This window comes from Aeromicrobium panaciterrae, assembly GCF_039537165.1.
Lineage (GTDB): Bacteria > Actinomycetota > Actinomycetes > Propionibacteriales > Nocardioidaceae > Aeromicrobium > Aeromicrobium panaciterrae.
This window is the reverse complement of sequence record NZ_BAAAZZ010000002.1, coordinates 2032220-2054067: the sequence shown is the minus strand read 5'-3', so window position 1 is coordinate 2054067 and position 21848 is coordinate 2032220. Positions and strand designations below refer to the sequence as shown.

General features: G+C 66.5%; 20 protein-coding genes. 3 read left to right on the top strand and 17 right to left on the bottom strand.

The window, feature by feature from the left end; translation table 11 throughout:
- The first annotated feature begins 33 nt into the window (after positions 1 to 33).
- Positions 34 to 582 (top strand): hypothetical protein, encoded by a 549-nt coding sequence (locus tag ABD683_RS10880; RefSeq protein WP_344769886.1) that lies wholly within the window; start codon positions 34 to 36, stop codon positions 580 to 582.
- On the opposite strand, the gene ABD683_RS10875 is transcribed toward ABD683_RS10880, so the two are convergent.
- Together ABD683_RS10875 and ABD683_RS10870 are read right to left on the bottom strand one after the other, a co-directional pair.
- Positions 566 to 1279, bottom strand: a complete 714-nt coding sequence (locus tag ABD683_RS10875; protein WP_344769884.1) for a YwaF family protein — start codon at positions 1277 to 1279, stop codon at positions 566 to 568. The genes ABD683_RS10880 and ABD683_RS10875 overlap by 17 nt on opposite strands.
- A 17-nt stretch (positions 1280 to 1296) precedes the next feature.
- Positions 1297 to 2112: a class I SAM-dependent methyltransferase gene (locus ABD683_RS10870; RefSeq protein WP_344769882.1), complete on the bottom strand. Its 816-nt coding sequence runs from the start codon at positions 2110 to 2112 to the stop codon at positions 1297 to 1299.
- Between the two features lie 57 nt (positions 2113 to 2169).
- Here ABD683_RS10870 and ABD683_RS10865 point away from each other — a divergent pair, with 57 nt between their 5' ends.
- Together ABD683_RS10865 and rarD are read left to right on the top strand one after the other, a co-directional pair.
- The gene (locus ABD683_RS10865; protein WP_344769880.1) at positions 2170 to 2805 is read left to right on the top strand and encodes a TetR/AcrR family transcriptional regulator; all 636 of its coding nucleotides are present in this window, start codon (positions 2170 to 2172) and stop codon (positions 2803 to 2805) included.
- A gap of 93 nt (positions 2806 to 2898) precedes the next feature.
- Entirely contained in the window at positions 2899 to 3801 is a 903-nt protein-coding gene (gene rarD, locus ABD683_RS10860) for an EamA family transporter RarD (RefSeq protein ID WP_344769878.1), read from the top strand.
- Between the two features lie 99 nt (positions 3802 to 3900).
- Here the strand turns inward: rarD and ABD683_RS10855 are convergent, their stop codons facing one another.
- From ABD683_RS10855 to ABD683_RS10785, 15 genes are all read right to left on the bottom strand, one after another.
- Positions 3901 to 4890 (bottom strand): polyprenyl synthetase family protein, encoded by a 990-nt coding sequence (locus ABD683_RS10855; protein WP_344769876.1) that lies wholly within the window; start codon positions 4888 to 4890, stop codon positions 3901 to 3903.
- A 21-nt stretch (positions 4891 to 4911) separates the two neighbouring features.
- Positions 4912 to 6519 carry an NADH-quinone oxidoreductase subunit NuoN gene (nuoN, locus tag ABD683_RS10850; RefSeq protein ID WP_344769874.1) on the bottom strand — a complete coding sequence of 536 codons (1608 nt, stop codon included), beginning with the start codon at positions 6517 to 6519 and terminating at the stop codon, positions 4912 to 4914.
- The gene (locus tag ABD683_RS10845) at positions 6519 to 8063 is read right to left on the bottom strand and encodes an NADH-quinone oxidoreductase subunit M (RefSeq protein WP_344769872.1); all 1545 of its coding nucleotides are present in this window, start codon (positions 8061 to 8063) and stop codon (positions 6519 to 6521) included. Before ABD683_RS10845 ends, nuoN begins: the two co-directional genes overlap by 1 nt.
- Positions 8060 to 9934, bottom strand: coding sequence for an NADH-quinone oxidoreductase subunit L (gene nuoL / locus ABD683_RS10840; protein ID WP_344769870.1), 1875 nt, complete (start codon positions 9932 to 9934; stop codon positions 8060 to 8062). The genes ABD683_RS10845 and nuoL overlap by 4 nt, the downstream gene beginning before the upstream one ends.
- Before the next feature lie 13 nt (positions 9935 to 9947).
- Positions 9948 to 10241: an NADH-quinone oxidoreductase subunit NuoK gene (gene nuoK / locus ABD683_RS10835; protein WP_309971982.1), complete on the bottom strand. Its 294-nt coding sequence runs from the start codon at positions 10239 to 10241 to the stop codon at positions 9948 to 9950.
- Complete coding sequence (locus ABD683_RS10830) at positions 10238 to 10960, bottom strand: NADH-quinone oxidoreductase subunit J (RefSeq protein ID WP_344771591.1); 723 nt, start codon at positions 10958 to 10960, stop codon at positions 10238 to 10240. The genes nuoK and ABD683_RS10830 overlap by 4 nt, the downstream gene beginning before the upstream one ends.
- A 26-nt stretch (positions 10961 to 10986) precedes the next feature.
- Complete coding sequence (nuoI, locus tag ABD683_RS10825) at positions 10987 to 11577, bottom strand: NADH-quinone oxidoreductase subunit NuoI (RefSeq protein WP_344769858.1); 591 nt, start codon at positions 11575 to 11577, stop codon at positions 10987 to 10989.
- Entirely contained in the window at positions 11570 to 12811 is a 1242-nt protein-coding gene (gene nuoH, locus ABD683_RS10820) for an NADH-quinone oxidoreductase subunit NuoH (RefSeq protein ID WP_344769856.1), read from the bottom strand. Before nuoH ends, nuoI begins: the two co-directional genes overlap by 8 nt.
- Before the next feature lie 175 nt (positions 12812 to 12986).
- Entirely contained in the window at positions 12987 to 15374 is a 2388-nt protein-coding gene (locus ABD683_RS10815; RefSeq protein WP_344769854.1) for an NADH-quinone oxidoreductase subunit G, read from the bottom strand.
- 184 nt (positions 15375 to 15558) lie between these two features.
- Entirely contained in the window at positions 15559 to 16869 is a 1311-nt protein-coding gene (gene nuoF, locus ABD683_RS10810) for an NADH-quinone oxidoreductase subunit NuoF (RefSeq protein ID WP_344769852.1), read from the bottom strand.
- Positions 16866 to 17618, bottom strand: a complete 753-nt coding sequence (gene nuoE, locus ABD683_RS10805; RefSeq protein WP_344769850.1) for an NADH-quinone oxidoreductase subunit NuoE — start codon at positions 17616 to 17618, stop codon at positions 16866 to 16868. Before nuoE ends, nuoF begins: the two co-directional genes overlap by 4 nt.
- Positions 17615 to 18943: an NADH-quinone oxidoreductase subunit D gene (locus ABD683_RS10800; RefSeq protein WP_344769848.1), complete on the bottom strand. Its 1329-nt coding sequence runs from the start codon at positions 18941 to 18943 to the stop codon at positions 17615 to 17617. The genes nuoE and ABD683_RS10800 overlap by 4 nt, the downstream gene beginning before the upstream one ends.
- Positions 18940 to 19647 carry an NADH-quinone oxidoreductase subunit C gene (locus ABD683_RS10795; RefSeq protein ID WP_344769846.1) on the bottom strand — a complete coding sequence of 236 codons (708 nt, stop codon included), beginning with the start codon at positions 19645 to 19647 and terminating at the stop codon, positions 18940 to 18942. Before ABD683_RS10795 ends, ABD683_RS10800 begins: the two co-directional genes overlap by 4 nt.
- Complete coding sequence (locus ABD683_RS10790) at positions 19647 to 20201, bottom strand: NuoB/complex I 20 kDa subunit family protein (RefSeq protein WP_344769844.1); 555 nt, start codon at positions 20199 to 20201, stop codon at positions 19647 to 19649. The genes ABD683_RS10795 and ABD683_RS10790 overlap by 1 nt, the downstream gene beginning before the upstream one ends.
- Before the next feature lie 27 nt (positions 20202 to 20228).
- Positions 20229 to 20588, bottom strand: coding sequence for an NADH-quinone oxidoreductase subunit A (locus ABD683_RS10785; RefSeq protein ID WP_344771590.1), 360 nt, complete (start codon positions 20586 to 20588; stop codon positions 20229 to 20231).
- Between the last annotated feature and the right edge of the window lie 1260 nt (positions 20589 to 21848).

Sequence of the window (21848 nt, the reverse complement as noted above, 5' to 3'; positions counted from 1 at the left end):
GGCCGCGGTGCCGTACGCGTACGATCACCTCGCATGAGATGGGTGTACGCCGCCGCGATGACCGCCGTGCTCGTCATGGGCGCGATCGTCGTCCCGAGCCTGCTGGTCGACGACTCACCGGGCACGCCCACCTCGACGTCGCCGGCCGTACGCTCCCAGGTGCCGCTGAGCGAGTGGGTCCAGCCCGAACGCCTCAACAAAGCCGTGCAGCTGCTCGCCGCGATGCAGGAGCTGCGGGACGACACTGCTGCCGCCTCCGGCACGCACCAGCTCCTGGTGACGATCCGGGACGAGCCACCGCTCGACATCTGGCGGGCCGAGGGCTCGGTCTGCGTCATCGACGAGGAGCCCGCACCCATGCTCCAGATCGCACGCAACGACGGTACGCAGGTGCAACCGGACTCCGACGTCCCGGCGCGGGCAGCTCTGCTCGACGACGGGGCGTGCGAGGCGCACACCACGATCGCCGTGGAGGACGAGATCACCTACTACCTCGCCATCAAGCTCGCCGGCCGCGACGACCCCAAGACCACGGCTGTGGTCAGCGAGGGCACGACACAGGAGGTCACCCTGTCGCGGTAGCGCGAATCCGCGTCCAGGGCCAGGTCAGCAGGGCCCAGACGACGGCGATGATCACGACCTCCAGCACCACGTACAACGGCCAGGGGCCCAGGAGGTCGAGCAGCGAGGCGCTCTCGGGCAGCCGGTTGAGGTAGCCGTAGTTGGTGTCTGCGATGACGTTGAAGGCGTATGTCACCGCCGCCCAGATCGCGGTGATGACCAACGTGATCCGATAGGCGTGCCAGGTCGGCAGGATGCGCAGTCCGATCACGAGCAGGACGGCGGACCAGACGATCAGCAGGTGCATCCCCCAGAACATCAGGAACCGGAGCTCTGGAAACTCCGAGCCGAGATCCGGCGTGAAGATGCCCTGCGTGGTGAGCGTGATGCCCCAGAGATACGTGATCGCGGCGCTCAGGGAGCTGCGGGTCCACAGCGCGTGCACCGCGAACAGCCACGCGAAGTCACACAGGGCCAGCGGCAGCGAGGTCTGCAGGTCCCACTCGCTCGGCACGAGCTGCAGGATCTGCAGCGGGAGCGCCACCGCGACGACCGCCACCGCGAACGTACGACGCAACGCGACCTCGGCAGACGAGCCACGCACCCGCGAGCCGATCAGGATCACCGCCACGAGCCCGAGCGCGAAGATCCCGAGCACCACGAGATGAGAGGTGCCGTAGGTCTCGAACTTCGCAGCCGCGAGCTGGTCGACGGTCATGCAACGAGGTTAGGCGGTCAGGATGCTCGCAGCACGAGAGCGCAGGCCGGCAGGTCGTAGCCACCGGCGCTGGATTCGTAGGGCGCCACGAATTCCTCAGCGCTCCGGCGGACAGCCTCGACCTGCTCGGGCGTGGCCGCCTCGAGCGCAGCGGCTATGGGCGGCGCCAGCACCCTGACCATGTCGAAGTGCTCCGTGGCACTGTCGTAGTGGCGGGTGTACTCCGCGGACTCGACGCGCACCTCGGGAAATCCGGCGTCGCGCGCCAGCTTCTCCAGCTGCTCCGGGTCACCGAGGGAGAAGGGCCCGCCCGGTGTGGTGGGTGGCGGGCCCGAAAGGACACCGTTCATCACCGCTGACATCCCGACCGCCGTCATCCACGGATTGCGTCCGGGAGCAGCCCAGACCGCGGCCGCAAGTCGGCCGCCGGGCCGGAGGACGCGTCGGATCTCCTGAAATGCCCGCAGCGGTTCGGTGACGAACATGAGTCCCATGCGGGACACCACGACGTCGTATGCCTCTGCCGGGCCGGTGATTGCGGCGGCGTCGATGACCTCTGCCGTGGCCTGTCGCAGGCCGTCCAGCTTCTGCTCGATCAGGTCGACCATCGCTGGCGAGATGTCACTCGCGACGAGCGCACCGTTGCTTCCGACCAGCTCCGCAAGGTGGACCGCGAGATGTCCGGTTCCGGCGCCGAGCTCGAGCACTCGATCGCCCGGCTCGATCGCCGCCAGCTCCAGGAGCATCTCCGTCGCCGTTCCGTTTGTCTGCTCGATGCCCGCCGTGTGGGCCTCCCAAGCGCCCGACACGCGCGACCAGTCTTGTGCCGTCATGTTGCTCACCACTTCCGATACAGTAGAACTGTTTCCAATACAGAGATGGTGTATCCAATGACGAAGCCTGTCAAGAGGTCATACAACTCCACCGGTCGGCGCGCCCAGGCACAGCAGACACAACGGGCGATCCTGCGCGCCGCCCACGATCTGTTCGTCGGTCAGGGCTACGGCCGCACGACCATCGCCCAGGTCGCCGAGCGAGCCGGCGTCTCGCCGGAGACGATCTATGCGACGTTCCGGAACAAGGCAACACTGCTGCACCGCACGTGGGACGTCACGATCGGCGGTGACGACGAGGAGGTCGTCTTCCACGAACGCCCAGAGGTGATGGCAATCCGAGCCGAGCCCGATCTGGCGAGACGACTCGAGCTGCACGCCCGGTTGTCCACGGCGACGGCGCGCCGAATGACCCCGTTCGTGCGATCGGTACAGGGCGCCGCGGCCAGCGAGCCCAGTGCCGCGAAGATGGCCACGGAGATGGAGCGCCAGCGGCTTGCTGGCCTCTCGGTGATGGCCCGCGAGGCCGCCGAGACCGGACAGCTCCGGGTGAGCGAGGAGGAGTGCCGCGACATCATGTGGGCGACCACCGACGGTCACCTGTGGCACCAGCTGGTCGTCGAGCGAGGCTGGAGCGACGAGAAGTACGCCGAATGGCTCGCTCGCACATGGATTGCCCACCTCGTGCTTTAGCAACAGCCTGCGCTTCTGCCAGATGTGGCGGAGATCCGGACAACCTCAAATGGCCGGCCCTGACCAGCGTCGGAGCGGGCGTACGCTCGAGCCGTGAACGAGTCCCGCAGTGGTGTGATCCTCGGGGCTTCGGCTTATCTGTGCTGGGGATTCTTCCCGCTCTACTGGCCCCTGCTGGACCCGGCCGGGTCACTGGAGGTGCTGGCCCACCGGTTCGTGTGGTCGATGGCGTTCGTACTGATCGCGATCGCCATCCTGGGTCGGTGGAGCCGGTTCGTGGCGATCGCCCGCGACCGCCGCATGATGGTCATCCTCACGTTCGCCTCGATCACGATCGCGGTCAACTGGGGCGTGTTCATCTACGGCGTCACCAACGACCATGTGATCGAGACATCGCTCGGCTACTTCATCAACCCGCTGGTGACCGTGCTGCTCGGCGTGTTCGTGCTCAAGGAGACGCTGCGCCCGGCGCAATGGGCCGCCGTCGCCATCGGTGCGCTCGCGGTGGTCGTCCTCGCGGTCGACTACGGCCGCCCGCCGTGGATCGCCCTGGCGGTTGCGTGCACGTTCGCCGCATACGGATTCCTCAAGAAGAAGGCCAATCTCGGCGCCTTCGAGGGACTCGGCATGGAGACCCTGATCCTTTTCCCCGTCGCCCTCACGTTCCTCATCGCCCTCCAGGCCCGCGGCGACCTCGCCTTCGGGCACGAAGGGCCAGGCAACGTCGCGCTGCTGATGGGAACCGGCGTCGTCACGGCGATCCCGCTGCTGCTGTTCGGTGCGGCCGCCACTCGGCTGTCGCTGACCACGATCGGGCTGTTGCAGTACCTCGGCCCGGTGCTGCAGTTCATCTTCGGCCTGACGATCTTTGACGAGGACATGACCGGCGCTCGATGGATCGGCTTCGTCCTGGTGTGGCTGGCGCTGGTGATCTTCTCGACCGACATGCTCCGCAGCCGGCGCCGCACGCTCAAGACCGAGCCGGCACCGATCTAGCTCGCGAGTGGTGCACATCCACCCCCGAGTGGTGCAGATCTGCGCGACGCGCCGTCTCAGTTTCCCGAATCCGCACCACTCGCCGGAGGGCGGGTTGGGCTAGCCCAGGCGGGTGGCGACCGTGGTGCAGAGTGCCTGGAGCGCCTCGCGGGCGGCGCCGCCCGGGAGCTTGGCGAGCAGCGCCTGCGCCGTGTCGGTCTCGGCGCGTACGTAGGCTCGCGCCTCGTCCATCGACGGGTGCGCCCGCAACAGCGTGATCGCCTCGGCGAGCTCGCCGTCGTCGGTGAGCGGCCTGGCCAGCAGAGCCCTCAACCGCTCGCTCTCGGGATCGGTCGAGCGCAGCGCAAGCAGCGTCGGGAGCGTGGGCACGCCCTCGCGGAGATCCGTGCCGGGCGTCTTGCCCGAGTCGCCGGTCTCGCTGGCGATGTCGATGATGTCGTCGCTGAGCTGGAACGCGGCGCCGATGCGCTCGCCGAACTCGGTCAGCGTCTCCTGCACGTCGGCGGGAGCGCCGGCCATCTTGGCGCCGAGGTGGGCCGCTGTGGCGATGAGCGATCCGGTCTTGTCGGCAACCACCGCGAGATAGTGCGCCAGCGGGTCGTCGCCCTCACCGGGACCCAGGGTCTCGCGGATCTGCCCCTGGACGAGGCGCGAGAACGTACGGGCCTGGATGCGTACGCACTCGGGTCCGAGGTCCGACACCAGGTCGGACGCCTGGGCGAAGAGGTAGTCGCCGACCAGGATCGCGACCGAGTTGCCCCAGCGCGAGTTGGCGCTCGGTGCACCACGACGCATGGACGCCTCGTCCATCACGTCGTCGTGATAGAGCGTCGCGAGGTGCGTGAGCTCGACGACCACGGCAGAACGCGGCACGTCGGGATGGGCCTGGTCCCCGAACTCAGCGGCCAGCATCACCAGCAGCGGGCGAAACCGCTTGCCTCCGGCGTTGAGCAGGTGCGCCGCCGCCTCGGCGACGAACGCGTCAGGGCTGTCGACGGCGAGGGCGAGCTGGCGCTCGATCTCGTCGATCCCGGCGTGTACGCGCGCTTCGAGGGCGTCGTCGGTGAACGGGACACCCAGACTGGACACGCGAGAACTCCTCAGAAACCGTCAGCGCACGAAGGCGCCGGCGTGCTGCGCAAGATCGAGCAGCGGTCCGGGAAGGATACCCAGACCGACCGTCGCCACGACGGCGAAGGCGATCACTACGGTAGTCAGCACGCTCGGGACGGCGACCGTCGGCCCATCCCCCACCGGATCGGTGAAGAACATCAGGACGATCACGCGCACGTAGAAGTAGGCCGCCAGCGCACTCACCAGCACACCGATCACGACCAGCGGCCACACTCCACCCGACCAGGCGGCCGTGAAGACGCTCCACTTCCCGATGAAGCCACCCGTCAATGGGATGCCGGCGAACGACAGCATGAACAAGGCGAACGCGCCCGCAAGCAGCGGCGAGGTCTTGCCGAGACCCGCCCACCGGGACAGGTGCGTCGTCTCGCCGCCGGAGTCGCGTACGAGGGTCACCACCGCGAATGCGCCGATCGAGGCCACGCCGTAGACCGCGAGATAGAACAGGATGCTCGACACCGAGGTGATGCGCTCCTCGCCGGCGACACCGCCGTAGACACCGACCAGGCCGACCAGCAGGAAGCCGGCGTGCGCGATCGATGAGTAGGCGAGCATGCGCTTGACGTCGGTCTGCGAGATCGACACGACGGCGCCGAGGAACATCGTGATGACGGCGATCGCGATGATGGTCGGCCGCCAGTCCCACGACGAGCCGCCGAAGGCCACGAAGAAGACCCGGAGCATCGCGAGGAACGCCGCCGCCTTGGTGCCGGCCGCCATGAACGCGGTGACCGGGGTCGGGGCGCCCTGGTAGACGTCGGGCGTCCAGGTGTGGAACGGCACAGCGCCGATCTTGAACAGCAGACCCACCGCCATCAGGGCGATCGCCGCGAGCAGCATGTTGGTGCCGCCGGTACGCGTCGACACCGCGACGTCGATGTCGGAGAGCCGGAAGCTGCCGGCGTAGCCGTACGTCAGCGCGATGCCGTAGAGGAAGAACACCGACGAGAACGCGCCGAGCAGGAAGTACTTGAGCGCCGCCTCCTGGCTCAGCAGCCGGCGTCGACGGGCGATGCCGCACAGCAGGTAGAGCGGGAGCGACAGCACCTCGAGGGCGACGAACATCGTCAGCAGGTCGTTGGACGTCGCGAACAGCATCATCCCGACCAGCGAGAACAGCGCGAGCGGGAACACCTCGGTGTGCTCGATGCGCTTGGAGATCGCCTCGGCCTCACCGGCGGAGCCGGGTGCATCGGCGGCGCGGCCCGTGAACGCGCTGAGCCCGCCCTCGAGGCGTCGCTCGGCAAACAGCAGCATGCTCATCAGCGCGAAGACCAGCAGGATGCCCCACGTGTAGACACCCGGACCGTCGATCGACAGCGCACCCTCCGCGCCGATCAGGCCGCGGGCCAGCTTGGGGTCGTCGACCTTGTCAAGGTGCTGATAGACCCACACGGTGTCGACCAACGCGGCGATGACGCCGACGACGGCGAGCCCGGCTTGCGCGGCAAACCGGGACGTACGCGGCCACACCGCCTCGACGACGACACCCAGCACGGCGACGCCGGCAATGATGAACAGCGGCGCGAGCATCGAGTACTCGATGCTCGGCGACTGGATCGGAGGCAGGTCTGCGGTGAACATCAGTGGCCTCCTTCCGCCGCGTCAGGTGCAATCGAGGTGGGTGACTTCGGCTCGGGGTCGCCCTTGCCGATGTGGCTGGCGACGTCGTCGATCGCCGGGTTGATCACGTTGAGCACGGGCTGCGGGAAGAAGCCGAGCCCGATGATCAGCACGATGGCCGGCGCGAGTGCAGCGATCTCGCGGCCGTGCAGGTCGCGCACGCCCTGGTTGTCATCGCGCAGCGGCCCCGTCATGGTGCGTTGATACATGATGAGGATGTAGAGCGCGGCGAGAACGATGCCCAGCGTCGCGACCGCAGCGAGCGGGATCGAACGGGTGAACGTACCGGCCAGCACCATGAACTCGGAGATGAACGGCGCAAGGCCCGGCAGCGAGAGGCTCGACAGACCCGCGATCAGCAGGATGCCCGACATGATCGGGGCGATCTTCTGGACGCCGCCGAAGTCAGAGATCCTGGCCGAGCCGCGACGGGAGATCATGAAGCCGGTGACGAGGAACAGCGCCGCCGTCGAGAGTCCGTGGTTGAACATGTAGAGCGTCGAGCCCGCCATCGAGGTCGTGGTGAACGCGAAGATGCCCAGGATGATGAAGCCGAAGTGCGACACCGAGGTGAACGCGATGAGGCGGCGGATGTCGTCCTGGCCCACGGCGAGCAGTGCGCCGTACAGGATGCTGATGACTGCCAGCGTCATGATGACCGGGCTGGCCCAGTCGGCCGCCTCGGGGAACAGTCCGACGGCCCACACGATCATGCCGAACGTGCCGATCTTGTCGACGACGCTGACCATGAGCACGGACGTGCCCGGGGTCGCCTGGCCGGCGGCATCGGGCAGCCAGGTGTGCAGCGGCCACAGCGGTGCCTTGATCGCGAACGCCGCCATGAAGCCGAGGAACAGCAGCCGCTCGGTGTTGGTGCTGACGTCGAGGTTCGACAGGTCGCTGAGGAGATATGACGCGCCGCCGTCACGCGAGGTGACGACGTACAGGCCGACGATCGACGCCAGCATCAGCAGACCGCCGACGAGGTTGTAGATCAGGAACTTCACCGCGGCGTAGGACCGGTTGGGGCCGCCGAACGTGCCGATCAGGAAGTACAACGGGATCAGGGTCGCCTCGAAGAAGACGTAGAACAGGAAGGCATCGGTGGCCATGAACGCCCCGAGGGCGAGACCTTCGACCGCGAGCATCCAGGCGAAGTACGCGCTGGTGTTCTTGGGGTCGGGCAGCCGGTCGTCCCAGGCGGCGAGGATCACGATGGGCGTGAGGATCGTCGTCAGCAGGATCAGCGTGATGCCGATGCCGTTGACGCCCACGGCGTACCAGGCGCCGAACGCCTTGATCCACTCGTGCTTCTCGGTCAGCTGGTAGCCGCCCGCGTCGAGGTCGTACTGGGCGAGCGCGATCAGCGACATCGCGAGGGTGATGAGCGAGACGGCCAGCGCGATGATCTTGGCATTGAGCTGCGACCCGATCGAGGTCTTGGGCAGCAGTGCGAGCGCGATCGCTCCCACGAGGGGGATGGCGGCGAGTACGGACAGGATCATGCGAGGGTCACCGCCAGGAGAGCAAGGAGTACGAGGGCAGCGCCGCCGAACATCATCAGCGCGTACGAACGGACGTAGCCGGTCTGCGGCTGGCGCAGGAACTGCGAGGTGTCACCGAGCCGGTCGGCGATTCCAGTAACCAATCCGTCGACTCCCATGCGGTCGAACCACACCAGGAATCGGGTGAGGTGACGGGTCGGGCGTACGGCGACGGCATCGTTGAGCTCGTTGCCGTACAGCTCGTGACGGCCGGCGCGGGTCCAGATCGACACCGAGCTGTCGGACGGCGTCTCGCCCGCGATCGGGCGACGGTAGACGAGGTAGCTGAGCGCCACACCCGTCGCTGCGACCGCCGTGATGATGAGCGTCATCGCCCACGCCGGGACGCTGAGCTCGTGGTGCTCCCCGTGGCCGACGACGGGTTCGAGCCACTCGACGATCCAGTCGCTCAGGAGCAGCAAACCACCGAGGAGCGACAGCGCCGCGAGCGCGATCAGCGGATAGGTCATGACCTTGGGCGACTCGTGCGGATGGACGTCGTCCTTCCACCGCTTGTCGCCGAAGAACGTCATCATCATCAGTCGCGTCATGTAGAACGCCGTGACACCGGCACCCAGCAGCGCGCCCAGGCCGACCCAGAAGTTCTCGCCGAACGCCGTCTCGATGATCTTGTCCTTGGAGAAGAAGCCGGAGAAGCCGGGGAAGCCGATGATCGCGAGGTAGCCGAGCCCGAAGGTGGCGAACGTGATCGGCATGGCCTTGCGCAGGGCGCCGTAGTGCCGCATGTCGACGTCATCGTTCATGCCGTGCATCACCGAGCCGGCACCGAGGAACATGTTGGCCTTGAAGAAGCCGTGGGTGATGAGGTGGAAGATCGCGAACGCATAACCGGCCGGGCCGAGGCCGGCGGCCAGCATCATGTAGCCGATCTGGCTCATGGTCGAGCCGGCGAGGGCCTTCTTGATGTCGTCCTTGGTGCAACCGATCCAGGCACCGGCGAGAAGGGTGACGAGTCCGACGACGATGACGGCCGTACGCGCTGCTTCCGACGCATCGAAGATGCCCGCGGAGCGCACGACGAGATAGACGCCGGCGGTGACCATGGTGGCCGCGTGTATCAGGGCCGAGACCGGGGTCGGACCCTCCATCGCGTCGAGCAGCCAGCTCTGCAGCGGCACCTGTGCGGACTTGCCGCACGCACCGAGCAGGAGCAGCAGGCCCAGCGCCGTGGCGACGGATTGCGAGGCACCGGGCACCGCGGTGTTGACCGACTCGATCGCGGTGGTGCCGAACTGCGCGAACATCAACATGATGGCGAGCGCCATGCCGAGGTCACCCACGCGGTTGACGACGAACGCCTTCTTGGCGGCTGCCGCTGCGGAGTCCTTGTGCTGCCAGAACCCGATCAGCAGGTAGGACGCCAGCCCGACACCCTCCCAGCCGAGGAACATCACGAGGTAGTCGGAGGCGAGCACCAGCGTGAGCATCGCGGCGATGAACAGGTTGAGGTAGGCGAAGAACCGGCGACGCCGCTCGTCGTGCTCCATGTAGCCGATCGAGTAGACGTGGATCAGTGTGCCGACGCCGGTGATGAGCAGGACGAACAGCCCGGACAGCTGGTCGTACGTGAACGCCATGTCGACGTGGAACCGCCCTGCGTCGACCCAGGTGAACAAGGTCGTCGAGTGGGACCGGTCGCCCTCGGGCTTGCCGAGCAGCTGGACGAACAGGATCACGCCGATGACGAAGGACGCTGCCGAGGCGAGCGTGCCGATCAGGTGGCCGAAGCCGTCGGCCTCCTTGCCCCACGTCAGCAGGATCGCCGCACCCGCGAGCGGGATGGCAATCAGGAGCCACTGAAGGTCAAACATCGTGTGCCCGCTCCTATGACTTCAACAGGCTCGCCTCGTCGACCGAGGCCGAGCGACGCGTGCGATAGATGGACACGATGATGGCCAGACCGACGACGACCTCGGCCGCGGCGACGACCATCACGAAGAACGCGGCCACCTGCCCGTCGAGGTTGCCGTGCTGGCGCGAGAAGCTCACGAACGCGAGATTGGTCGCGTTGAGCATCAGCTCGATGCACATGAAGACGACGATCGCGTTGCGGCGTACGAGGACGCCGACCGATCCGATCGTGAAGAGGATCAGCGACAGCGTGATGTATTCGTTCACTTGTCGCCCTCCTCGAGCTGATCGAGGGTCTCGTCGACGTTGTCGGTGTTTCCCTCGACGACCTGACCGCGAGACCTCAGGCTCGAGGAGATCGACGACTCGAGCGGGGTGCCGTCGGGCAGCAGCGCCGGGGTGTCGACCGCGTTGTGGCGGGCGAACACGCCCGGGACCGGCAGTGGTCCGGGGTGGCGGCCGGTCTCGGCGTACTCACGCATGCGACGGGCTGCGATGTCGGCCTGCGTCTGGCGCGGCGTGAGGCGCTCGCTGTGGGCGAGGACCATGGCACCCAGCGCGGCGGTGATCAGCAGCGCGCTGGTGAACTCGAACGCCAGGACGTACTTGCCGAACAGCAGCTCAGCCAGTCCGTACGGGTTGCCGTCGGCGTTCGCGCCCTTGAGGCCGACCACGGTGCCCGTGATCGTCTGGCCGATCGCTAGGACGGCGGTGATGCCGAAGATCAGCCCGATGACGGCGGCCAGGAGGCGCTGCCCCCTGATCGTCTCCTTGACCGCGTCGGACGACTCCACGCCGACGAGCATCAGGACGAACAGGAACAGCATCATGATGGCGCCGGTGTAGACGATGATCTGCACGACGAACAGGAACGGCGCGCCCTGGGCGGCATACAGCACGGCGAGGCTGATCATCACGATCGCCAGGCAGAGCGCGGCGTGCACGGCCTTCTTGGCGAACACCAGGCCGAGGGCGGCGATCACCATGATCGGCGCGAGGAGCCAGAACGTGGTCACACCGCCTCCCCGTTCGTTGAGCCTGTCGAAGCGTCTACCGGGTGGATCGGGAGCAGCTTGCCGCGGTAGTAGTCGTGGTGGTCGTCGCTGATCATCATCTCGTGAGGGGCCTCGACCATGCCGGGCAGCAGCGGTGCCAGCAGGTCGTTCTTCTCGTAGATCAGGTCCTCGCGGTTGTTGTCGGCGAGCTCGTACTCGTTGGTCATCGTCAGCGCGCGGGTCGGGCACGCCTCGATGCAGAGCCCGCACAGGATGCAGCGGAGGTAGTTGATCTGGTAGACCCGGCCGTAGCGCTCACCGGGGCTGTAGCGACCGCCCTCGACGTTGGAGGCACCCTCGACGTAGATCGCGTCGGCGGGGCAGGCCCAGGCGCACAGCTCGCAGCCGATGCACTTCTCGAGACCGTCGGGCCAGCGGTTGAGCTGGTGGCGGCCGTGGAAACGGGGCGCGGTCGGGATCTTCTCGAACGGGTACTGCTCGGTGACGGGTTTGCGGAACATCGTCCGGAACGTCACGCCGAAGCCGGCGATCGGGTCCCAGAGGACCTCACGCGCCTCTTCGAAGATGCCCTTCTTGTCGTCAGACATGTTCGTCCTTCTTGTTGGTCTGCTGTCCCGGCATCGGTGGAACGGGGTAGCCGCCCGCGAAGGCGTCGAACTCGGGCTCCGGTTCAGGGTCGGGTTCGGGCTCCTTCTTGGCCGGCCAGAACGACGTCAGCAGGAGGATCACACCGAGACCGACGGCGACCCAGATCAACGTCTGCCGATCGATCATGCCTTCCTGATCGAGCTTGCGGATGAAGCCGACGGCGATGATCCAAACCAGAGAGATGGGGATGAGACGTTTCCATCCGAATTCCATGAACTGGTCGTAGCGCATGCGAGGCAGCGTGCCACGGAGCCAGACGAAGAAGAAGATGAACGCCAGCGTCTTGAGGAAGAACCACAGCACGGGCCAGTAGCCGGTGTTGAAGTAGCCATCGTTGATCTGGGCGAGTCCGAAGGGCGCGCGCCAGCCACCGAGGAACAGCGTCGTGGCGAGGGCCGAGACCGTGACCATGTTGACGTACTCGGCGAGGAAGAACAGCGCGAACTTGAGCGAGGAGTACTCGGTGTGGAAGCCGCCGACCAGCTCGCCCTCGGCCTCGGGGAGGTCGAACGGTGCGCGGTTGGTCTCGCCGACCATCGCGATGACATAGATGACGAACGACGGGAACAGCGGCAGGAAGTACCACGTGTCTGCCTGTGCCGCGACGATCTCGGACGTCGACATCGATCCGGCGTAGATGAAGACCGGTACGAACGCCAGACCCATCGCGACCTCGTACGAGATCATCTGCGCGCTCGAGCGCATGCCGCCAAGCAGGGCGTAGATCGAACCGGAGGCCCAGCCCGCGAGCACGATCCCGTAGATGCCGATCGAGGTGACGGCGAGGATGTAGAGGACGGCGACCGGGAAGTCCGTGAGCTGCAGCGGAGTCGTGGTGTCGGTGAACGGGATCTTGACCTCGGGCCCGAACGGGATGACCGACCACGCCATGAACGCCGGGATCGTGGCGATGATCGGCGCCGCGATGTAGACGACCTTGTCGGCCGCCTTGACGACGAGGTCCTCCTTCAGCGCGAGCTTCACACCGTCGGCGAGGCTCTGCAGCAGTCCGAACTTTCCGTGCACGTTGGGGCCGATGCGGTGCTGCATCCTGGCCACGACACGGCGCTCGAACCAGATGTTGAACAGCGTGTAGACCACCAGGAAGACGAAGACGATGAGGCCCTTGAGCGCCACTACCCAGAACGCCTCATTGCCAAAGAGCTCGCTCATTTCGACCCTCCGCATGCGTTCGCCAGGGAGGCCGGCCGCGGCCGACCGTGAGCGAAGCGAGGCGAGCCAACGTATGACGAGATACTCACGCAAGCATTCGACCTCACCACGCCTCGGCCTCGTCCCTCGGCCTCACGGTCGCTTCGCTCCCTGGCGAACGAAGATGCCAAGTCGCTCATCGTGAACCGCCTTTCAGCTCGACGTGGTCTCCGAAGCCGGCACCCAGTGCGGCACGGAGGTTGACGCCGCTGTTGGCCGGAGCCCAGACGACACCGTCGGGGAGGTCGGCCACCTCGGCGATGAACGTGGCCTTGCCCGCGTCGGTCGAGATGGTCGCCTTCTTGCCGGGGTCGACATCGAACGCGCCCAGCGTCACGGCACTCGCTCGAATCACGGCCGGCCGTGCCGTGGCCTTGTAGAGGTCCTGGCCGTCCTGGCCACGACCGTCGTCGATCAGCTGACGCCAGGTGTCGAGCACGACCTTGCGCTTGGGCAGGGCCTTCGACCCGGCGCTGCGATCAGGAGCAGCGGGACGGGCGCCGTCCCACGGACCCAGCTCGGTCATGGCCTCACGGGCGCCGGCGATCGTACGGAAGCCGAGCGGCGTACCCATCTCCTCGGCGATGCCTGCGAGGACGCGGACGTCGGACAGCGAGTGCTGGTCAGTGATGACGGCGTCGAACGTACGGACGCGGCCCTCCCAGTTGACGAACGTGCCGGGCTTCTCGACCATCGGCGCGATCGGCAGCACGACATCTGCGACCTTGGTGACGTCACTCTCGCGGACCTCGAGGCTGACGACGAAATCAGCAGCCTTGAGTGCAGCGCGGGCGGCAGCGGCATCGGGCAGGTCGTCGATCTCGACACCGCCGATGACCAAGGCTTTGAGCGCACCCGCCGCGGTGGCCTCGATGATGGCCGACGTGTCGCGGCCCTTCTTGGCGGCGATCGTCCTGACGCCCCAGGCGGCGGCGAGGTCGGCGCGCGCTTCGGCGACGTCGAGCGGACGCCCACCTGGCAGCAGCGTCGGCAGGCAACCGGTCTCGAGTGCACCGCGCTCGCCCGCACGGCGCGGGATCCAGGCAATGCGTGCCTTCGACTTCTCGGCGAGTGCGGCCACGGCGCTGAAGCCACCCTGCACGGATGCGAGACGTTCGCCGACGAGGATCACGGCGTCCTTGTCGAGGTCGAGCTCGGCGAGCGCTGCGGGCTCCTGGCCGGGGATCGTACGGATCAGCTCACCCGACATCTTGGTCAGGCCCCGCGTCGTGTGGCTGGCGATCGCGACGACCTTGACGCCGTTGCGTGACGCCTTGCGCAGGCGCAGGAACACGGCGCCGGCCTCGTCCTCGGGCTCGAAGCCGACCAGCACGACGGTCGACGCCTTCTCCAGCGACGCGAACGTCACGTCGAGCGAGGTCGCAGCGACGTGCGAGGCGAGGAACTCGGCTTCTTCGGCGGAGTGCGCGCGGGCGCGGAAGTCGATGTCGTTGGTCTTGAGGACCGTACGGGCGAACTTGCTGTAGGCGAACGCGTCTTCGGCGGTCAGGCGACCACCCGGAAGCACACCGACCTTGCCGGCAGCCTTGGCGAGTCCGCGTGCGGCGATCGCCAGGGCAGCGGGCCACGAAGCGGGCTCGAGCTTGCCGTTGTCGCCCCGTACGAGCGGCGTCGTGATGCGATCGCCCTGCATCGCCGAGGTGAACGCGAACCGGTCCTTGTCGGTGATCCACTCCTCGTTGACCTCGGGATCGTCACCGGCGAGCCGGCGCATGACCTTGCCGCGACGATGGTCGACGCGGATGGCGGAACCGCACGCGTCGTGCTCGGCGATCGACGGCGTCGACACCAGGTCGAACGGTCGCGAACGGAACCGGTAGTCGGAGCTGGTGAGCGCGCCGACGGGGCAGATCTGGATCGTGTTGCCCGAGAAGTAGGAGTGGAACGGCTCTTCTTCATAGATGCCGACCTGCTGCTGAGGGCCGCGCTCCAGCAGCTCGATGAACGGATCGCCGGCGATCTGCTCGGAGAAACGCGTGCACCGGGCACACAGCACGCAGCGCTCGCGGTCGAGGAGCACCTGCTCGGACACCTTGATCGGCTTGGGGAAGGTGCGCTTGGTCTCGGTGAACCGGGACTCGCCCTGACCATGCGTCATCGCCTGGTTCTGCAGCGGGCACTCGCCACCCTTGTCGCAGACCGGACAGTCGAGCGGGTGGTTGATGAGCAGGAACTCCATGTTGCCGCGCTGCGCCTTCTCGGCGATCTCGGACGTCACCTGGGTCTTGACGACCATGCCGGCCGCGACCTCGATCGTGCAGGACGCCTGGGGCTTGGGGAAGCCGCGACCGTTGCCGGCATCCGTGATGTCGACGAGGCACTGGCGGCACGCGCCGACCGGCTCGAGCAGCGGGTGGTCGCAGAAGCGCGGAATCTCGGTGCCGACCAGCTCGGCGGCGCGGATCACGAGCGTGCCCTTGGGAACGCTGACCTCGACATCGTCGATCGTCAGCGTGATGAGCTCGACTCCCTCGCCAGCCTTCGGAGTCTCTTGGATCGTCATGAGATCCGCCCTTCGTTCGCATTCCGCTCGCCAGGGAGCGAAGCGACCGTGAGGCCGAGGGACGAGGCCGAGGCGTGGTGAGGTCGAATGCTCGCGCGAGCCTCTCGTCGCACGTCAATTCGCCTCGCTTCGCTCACGGTCGGCCGCGGGCGGCCTTCCTGCCGAACGATGGGGGTGGTCGTGATCATGCCGACACCTCCTGGGGGAAAAGGGTCGATGCGGCCGGCGGGAACTTCCAGCTCGACGGCGTGTGCATCCCGTTCTCGAACTCCTCACGGAAGTACTTGATCGCCGAGGTGATCGGGCTGGTCGCACCGTCGCCGAGGGCGCAGAACGAGCGGCCGAGGATGTTGTCGCACAGGTCGAGCAACAAATCGATGTCGCCGTGCCTGCCCTCGCCGGCGTCGAGACGCTGCAGGGTCTGCACGAGCCACCACGTGCCCTCGCGACAGGGCGTGCACTTGCCACACGACTCGTGCTTGTAGAACTCGGTCCACCGCAGCACGCAGCGTACGACCGACGTCGTCTGGTCGAAGACCTGAAGCGCCTTGGTGCCGAGCATCGAGCCGGCCTCGCCCACGCCTTCGTAGTCGAGCGGTATGTCGAGGTGCTCCGCGGTGAGGATCGGCGTCGACGAGCCACCGGGCGTCCAGAACTTCAGCTCGCTGCCCTCGCGCATGCCACCGCCGAGCTCGAGCAGCTCCCGCAGGGTGATGCCGAGCGGCGCCTCGTACTGTCCGGGGCTCCTGACGTGGCCCGAGAGCGAGTAGATCGTGAAGCCCTTGGACTTCTCGGTGCCCATCGACCCGAACCAGTCGACGCCACCGCGGACGATGGCCGGCACCGAGGCGATCGACTCGACGTTGTTGATCACGGTCGGGCTGGCATACAGGCCCTCGACGGCGGGGAACGGCGGGCGCAGACGGGGTTGACCGCGGCGGCCCTCGAGCGAGTCGAGCAGCGCTGTCTCCTCGCCGCAGATGTAGGCACCGGCACCCGCGTGGATCACCAGGTCGATGTTGACGCCGGAACCGAGGATGTTCTCGCCGAGATAGCCCGCCTCGTACGCCTCACGGGCCGCAGCACGCAGTCGACGTACGACGTGGAGAACCTCGCCCCGTACGTAGATGAACGCCTTCTCCGCACGGATCGCATGGGCGGCGACGATGACACCCTCGATCAGCACGTGCGGCGAGGCCATCATCAGCGGGATGTCCTTGCAGGTGCCGGGCTCGGACTCGTCGGCGTTGACGACGAGGTACTTCGGCTTGGGGTTGTCCTGCGGGATGAAGCTCCACTTCATGCCGGTCGGGAAGCCCGCGCCACCGCGGCCGCGGAGTCCGGAGTCCTTGACCAGGGTGATGAGGTCATCGGGCGCCATCGTGAGCGCCTTGCGCAGCGCGTCGTAGCCGCCGGTGGCCTCGTACGCCTCGCGCGTCCAGGCGCGATCGTTGCCCCAGTCGGCGGTGAGCACGGGAGTGAGCATGTCGGTCATTCCTTGCCCTCCTCGTCGACGGTCTCGGACTCGGCTCGAGCGGTGTCTGCCTGCTCGACCGCCTCGACCTTGTCGTCGGCGACCTCGTCCTTCTTGGCCTTGGCGCCCTTGATGCTCGGAGCGGCCCAACCACGTTCGTTGGCGATGTTGAGACCGGCCAGCGACGGTCCGGCCGCTGCGGGCCCTTCGTCGACGAGTCCGTCCTCGAAGCCGGCGAGCACCCGCTCTGCCTCGCGCCACGACGTGATCGTCGCACCGCGGGTGGCTTGCACCTTCTCGCCGGCGCGCAGCTTGTCGACCAGCTCGATCGCGCTCTCGGGCGTCTGGTTGTCGAAGAACTCCCAGTTGACCGTCATGACCGGTGCGAAGTCGCACGCGGCGTTGCACTCGATGTGCTCGAGGGTGACCTTGCCGTCCTCGGTGGTCTCGTCGTTGCCGACGTCGAGGTGGCCCTTGAGCCGCTCGAAGATCGCGTCGCCACCCATCACCGCGCACAGGGTGTTGGTGCAGACACCGACGTGATGCTCACCCATGGGGCGGCGCTTGTACATCGTGTAGAACGTCGCGACACCAGACACCTCGGCAGCGGTGATGCCGAGGATCTCGGCGCACAGCTCGATGCCCTCGTTGGTCACGTGGCCCTCGACGGACTGGATCAGGTGCAACATCGGCAGCAGCGCGGATCTCGCGTCGGGATAGCGAGAGGTCAGTTCGTGGAGCTCGGCGATGGTCGCCTTGTTGAGGCTCAACGGTCAACTCCTCCCATGACGGGGTCGATGCTGGCGATCGCGACGATGACGTCGGAGATCATGCCGCCCTCGCTCATCACCGAGGTGCCCTGCAGGTTGACGAAGGACGGGTCCCGGAAGTGTGCCCGATAAGGACGGGTACCGCCGTCGGAGACCAGGTGGCAGCTGATCTCGCCGCGCGGCGACTCGATGCTGGCGTACGCCTGGCCGACCGGCACCCGGAATCCCTCGGTGACGATCTTGAAGTGGTGGATGAGCGCTTCCATCGACTCGCCCATGATGTGCTTGATGTGCTCGGCGGAGTTGCCCTGCCCATCAGCGCCCACACTCAGCTGCGACGGCCAGGCGATCTTCTTGTCGGCGACCATGACCGGCTCGCCCTCCATCGACGCGATGCGCTCGACGGCCTGCTCCACGATCTTGAGCGACTCCCACATCTCGTCGAGGCGTACGCGGAAACGCCCGTATGCGTCGGGCTCGTCGCGGGTGACGACCTCGAAGTCGTACGTCTCGTAGCCCCAGTAGGGCTGCTTTTTGCGCAGATCCCAGTCGTAGCCCGTCGAACGCAGGACCGGGCCGGTCAGGCCGAGGGCGAGGCAGCCGGCGAGGTCGAGGTGACCAACGCCCTTGAGGCGGCCCTTGAAGATCGGGTTGGCGTTGCAGAGCGCGGCGTACTCCGGAAGCCGCTTCTTGAGCAGCCGCACCGTGGCACGGATCTTCTCGATCGCGCCGTCGGGCAGGTCGAGCGCGACCCCGCCGGGGCGGAAGTACGCGTGGTTCATGCGGAGCCCGGTGATCATCTCGAACAGGTTGAGGATCTCTTCGCGGTCACGGAAGCCGATCGTCATGACCGTGAGCGCGCCGATCTCCATGCCGCCGGTGGCGAGGCACACCAGGTGGGATGAGATGCGGTTGAGCTCGAGCAACAGGACGCGGATCGTCTGGGCCTTCTCGGGCGCCTCGATGCCCAGGAGCTTCTCAACCGCCATGACGTACGCCGCCTCGTTGGAGAACGGAGCGACGTAGTCCATGCGGGTGCAGAACGTCACGCCCTGCGTCCAGGTGCGGAACTCCATGTTCTTCTCGATGCCGGTGTGCAGGTAGCCGATGCCGGCACGAGCGTCACGTACGGTCTCGCCATCGATCTCGAGCACCAGGCGGAGCACTCCGTGCGTTGACGGGTGCTGCGGTCCCATGTTGATGACGAGGTGGTCACCCTCGACGGCCGACGGGTCGATCGTGTCCCAGTCCTGCCCGGTGACGGTGAAGACCGGGCCGTCGCTGGTCTCGGTGGTGCCCGCGTACGGATCTGTGGTGGCAGTCATGAGTAGCTCCTGCGCTGGTCGGGCGCCGGGATGGTGCCGCCCTTGAACTCGACGGGGATGCCGCCGAGCGGGTAATCCTTGCGCTGCGGATGGCCGGGCCAGTCGTCCGGCATCATGATGCGGGTCAGCGCCGGGTGCCCGTCGAAGATGATGCCGAAGAAGTCGTACGTCTCGCGCTCGTGCCAGTCAGCTGTGGGATAGATGCTGACGATGCTCGGGATGTGCGGGTCGGAGTCGGGTGCGACGACCTCGACGCGGATGCGGCGGTTGTGCGTCATCGACAGCAGGTGGATTGCGACGTGCAGCTCGCGGTCGGTCTCGTGCGGGAAGTGCACGCCCGACAGCGACGAGCAGAACTCAAAGCGCAGCGCCGGGTCGTTGCGCAGGTGCGTCACGGTCTCGAGCAGCGCATGACGCCGGATGAAGAACGTGATCTCGCCGTTGTGGACGACGATCTTCTCGATCGCGTCTGGCGGTGTCAGCGTCGCGAGCTTGTCGGCGACCTCGTCGTACCAACCGCCGTAGGGCTTCTGCGCAGCGCCGGGCATGATGACCGGCTGGGTCAGCCCGCCGAAGCCGCTGGTGTCGCCGGTGCCGTGTGCGCCGAACGCACCTTCGCGGACGTTGACGACCTCGAGCTGAACGGCGTCGCTCTTGACGACCTCCGCGTTGACCTCGTGCGACGCGTCCTGCTTCTCGACCATCAGCGCATCAGGCCCTTCATGGCCGAGGTCGGCGTGGCGAGCAGCGCGACCTTCTCCTCGGCCTTGATCTCGGCGAGGCGGTTGGAGCCGAGCTTCTGGTGCTGGATCTGGTCGTGCAGCTTGAGCACGGCGTCGATCAGCATCTCGGGGCGCGGCGGGCAGCCGGGGAGGTACATGTCGACGGGTACGACGTGGTCGACGCCCTGGACGATCGCGTAGTTGTTGAACATGCCACCGGAGCTGGCGCACACGCCCATCGCGAGGACGTACTTGGGGGCGGCCATCTGGTCGTAGATCTGGCGGAGGACCGGGGCCATCTTGTTGCTGACGCGGCCGGCGACGATCATCAGGTCGGCCTGCCGCGGCGAGGGGCGGAAGACCTCCATGCCGAAGCGCGAGGAGTCGAAGCGCGGAGCGCCGAACGTCATCATCTCGATGGCACAACAGGCGAGGCCGAACGTCGCTGGCCAGAACGAGGCCTTGCGCATGTAGCCGGCGAGCCCCTCAACCGTGGAGAGGAGCACACCGCTGGGCAGCTTTTCTTCAATTCCCACGTCGTGCCACCTTTTCGTTCGCCACGGTCAGTCCCATTCGAGACCTCCGCGGCGCCAGACGTACGCGTAAGCCACGAACACCGTGGCCATGAAGATGAACATCTCGATCAGGCCGAACCAGCCGAGCGAGTCGAAAGCGACTGCGAACGGGTAGAGGAAGATGATCTCGATGTCGAAGACGATGAACAGCATCGCGATGATGAAGTAGCGGACCGAGATCTTGCCGCCGCCTTCGGGCAGCGGGCTCGGCTGGATGCCGGATTCGTAGCGGTCGAGCTTGGCGCGGTTGTAGCGCTTGGGTCCGGTGAGGGGCGCGATGGCGATGCTGAAGATCGCGAACGCTGCCGCCAGCCCGCCCAGAACGAGGATCGGCGTGTAGGCCGTCACAACACCTCCCGGGCTTGTGTGATCCACGACACGAAAGTGCGCTTGTGAATCTGTTCACAACTTGATCGAGTCACACGATACGCCCGCCATGGGCCCGCTGTAACTTAGGTCACACTAACTTCGTCTCAAGACACTGCCGTTACCGACTCTAGACGTCAGGACTCAGGCCAACGTCGATACGGAATGGAGCGCTCCTCACACGCATCCGCGAGAATTTGTTCCAACTTTCCGTGTCGTTGTCGCTCATGGCGAAAAGGTGAGGGCACTCAAACTCCGGTTCCCAACGATCTCGTTTCGTAACTGTGATCGCCGCAAACGTCGCCCAGCGGTTCCACTCTGGCCAGCGATCGCCTGTGTACAACGAGACGCTTCCTACCTCCTCCACGGGATCGAGACCGAGCCTCGTGAGCTCGCGACCTGAAGACGCTCGTCCAGGATGAGCAACTCGCGGCGACTGAATTGACAGGTACCAGTGCGCCGCCCGTGCGACCGGGATAGTCATGAACGCGATACTCGTCAGGCTCCCGACTGCGAGTCCCTCAACTCCGGACTCGGCCACAGTAAGGGCGCAAACCACCGCACCAATCGCCAAGCCGGGTAGCAAAGCACGACTAGCTGCGAGTCGCGACGTAGAACGCCACTCCGTGAAGCGGTCGCCGCTGTCATCCCTCTGAGAGCCTGAACCGATGACGCAATTACCCAGCACCAGTGGCCGCCGACGAGTATCGGAAATTTGTCGGCGAACCAGCCATCATCATCAATCGAAGAACTCGCCGCAATTGTCGCCGGTTCCGCTGGGTTCGTTGTGCCGTGACCCCAGAGCGTTATCGGGCGAGTAGCGACTCGTCCTGTGTCCAGTGTCCCAGTTCCGCGCCACTCCTCGCAGCGATGTCGAGGCACCACGACGTTGGCGCATTGCTACCGAGGTCGGAGCACAGCGGCCGCACCCCCGTCGGAGCGCGGCGCTCTCCGACGATAGGTAGCCAACCGAGAGCCGACGATCGGCACCATTGCGGTGGACCTACGGAATGTTGCCGACCAGGCCTATCTATTGACGATCATCGCGAGACTTGGCCCATTTTAGCCAGGTCTCATCGAAGCCACCTTGAACCACGAGTTCGCCGACCAACGCCACTCCCGCCCCGATGAGCATCAGTATGTCCGGACCCCAACGCCCCCCAACCCCTATGAGGACAAATCCCACGACCGAGATCCAGGCAAAGTGATTTCCGCGCCCCACGCTGTACACGATTGCTCGGC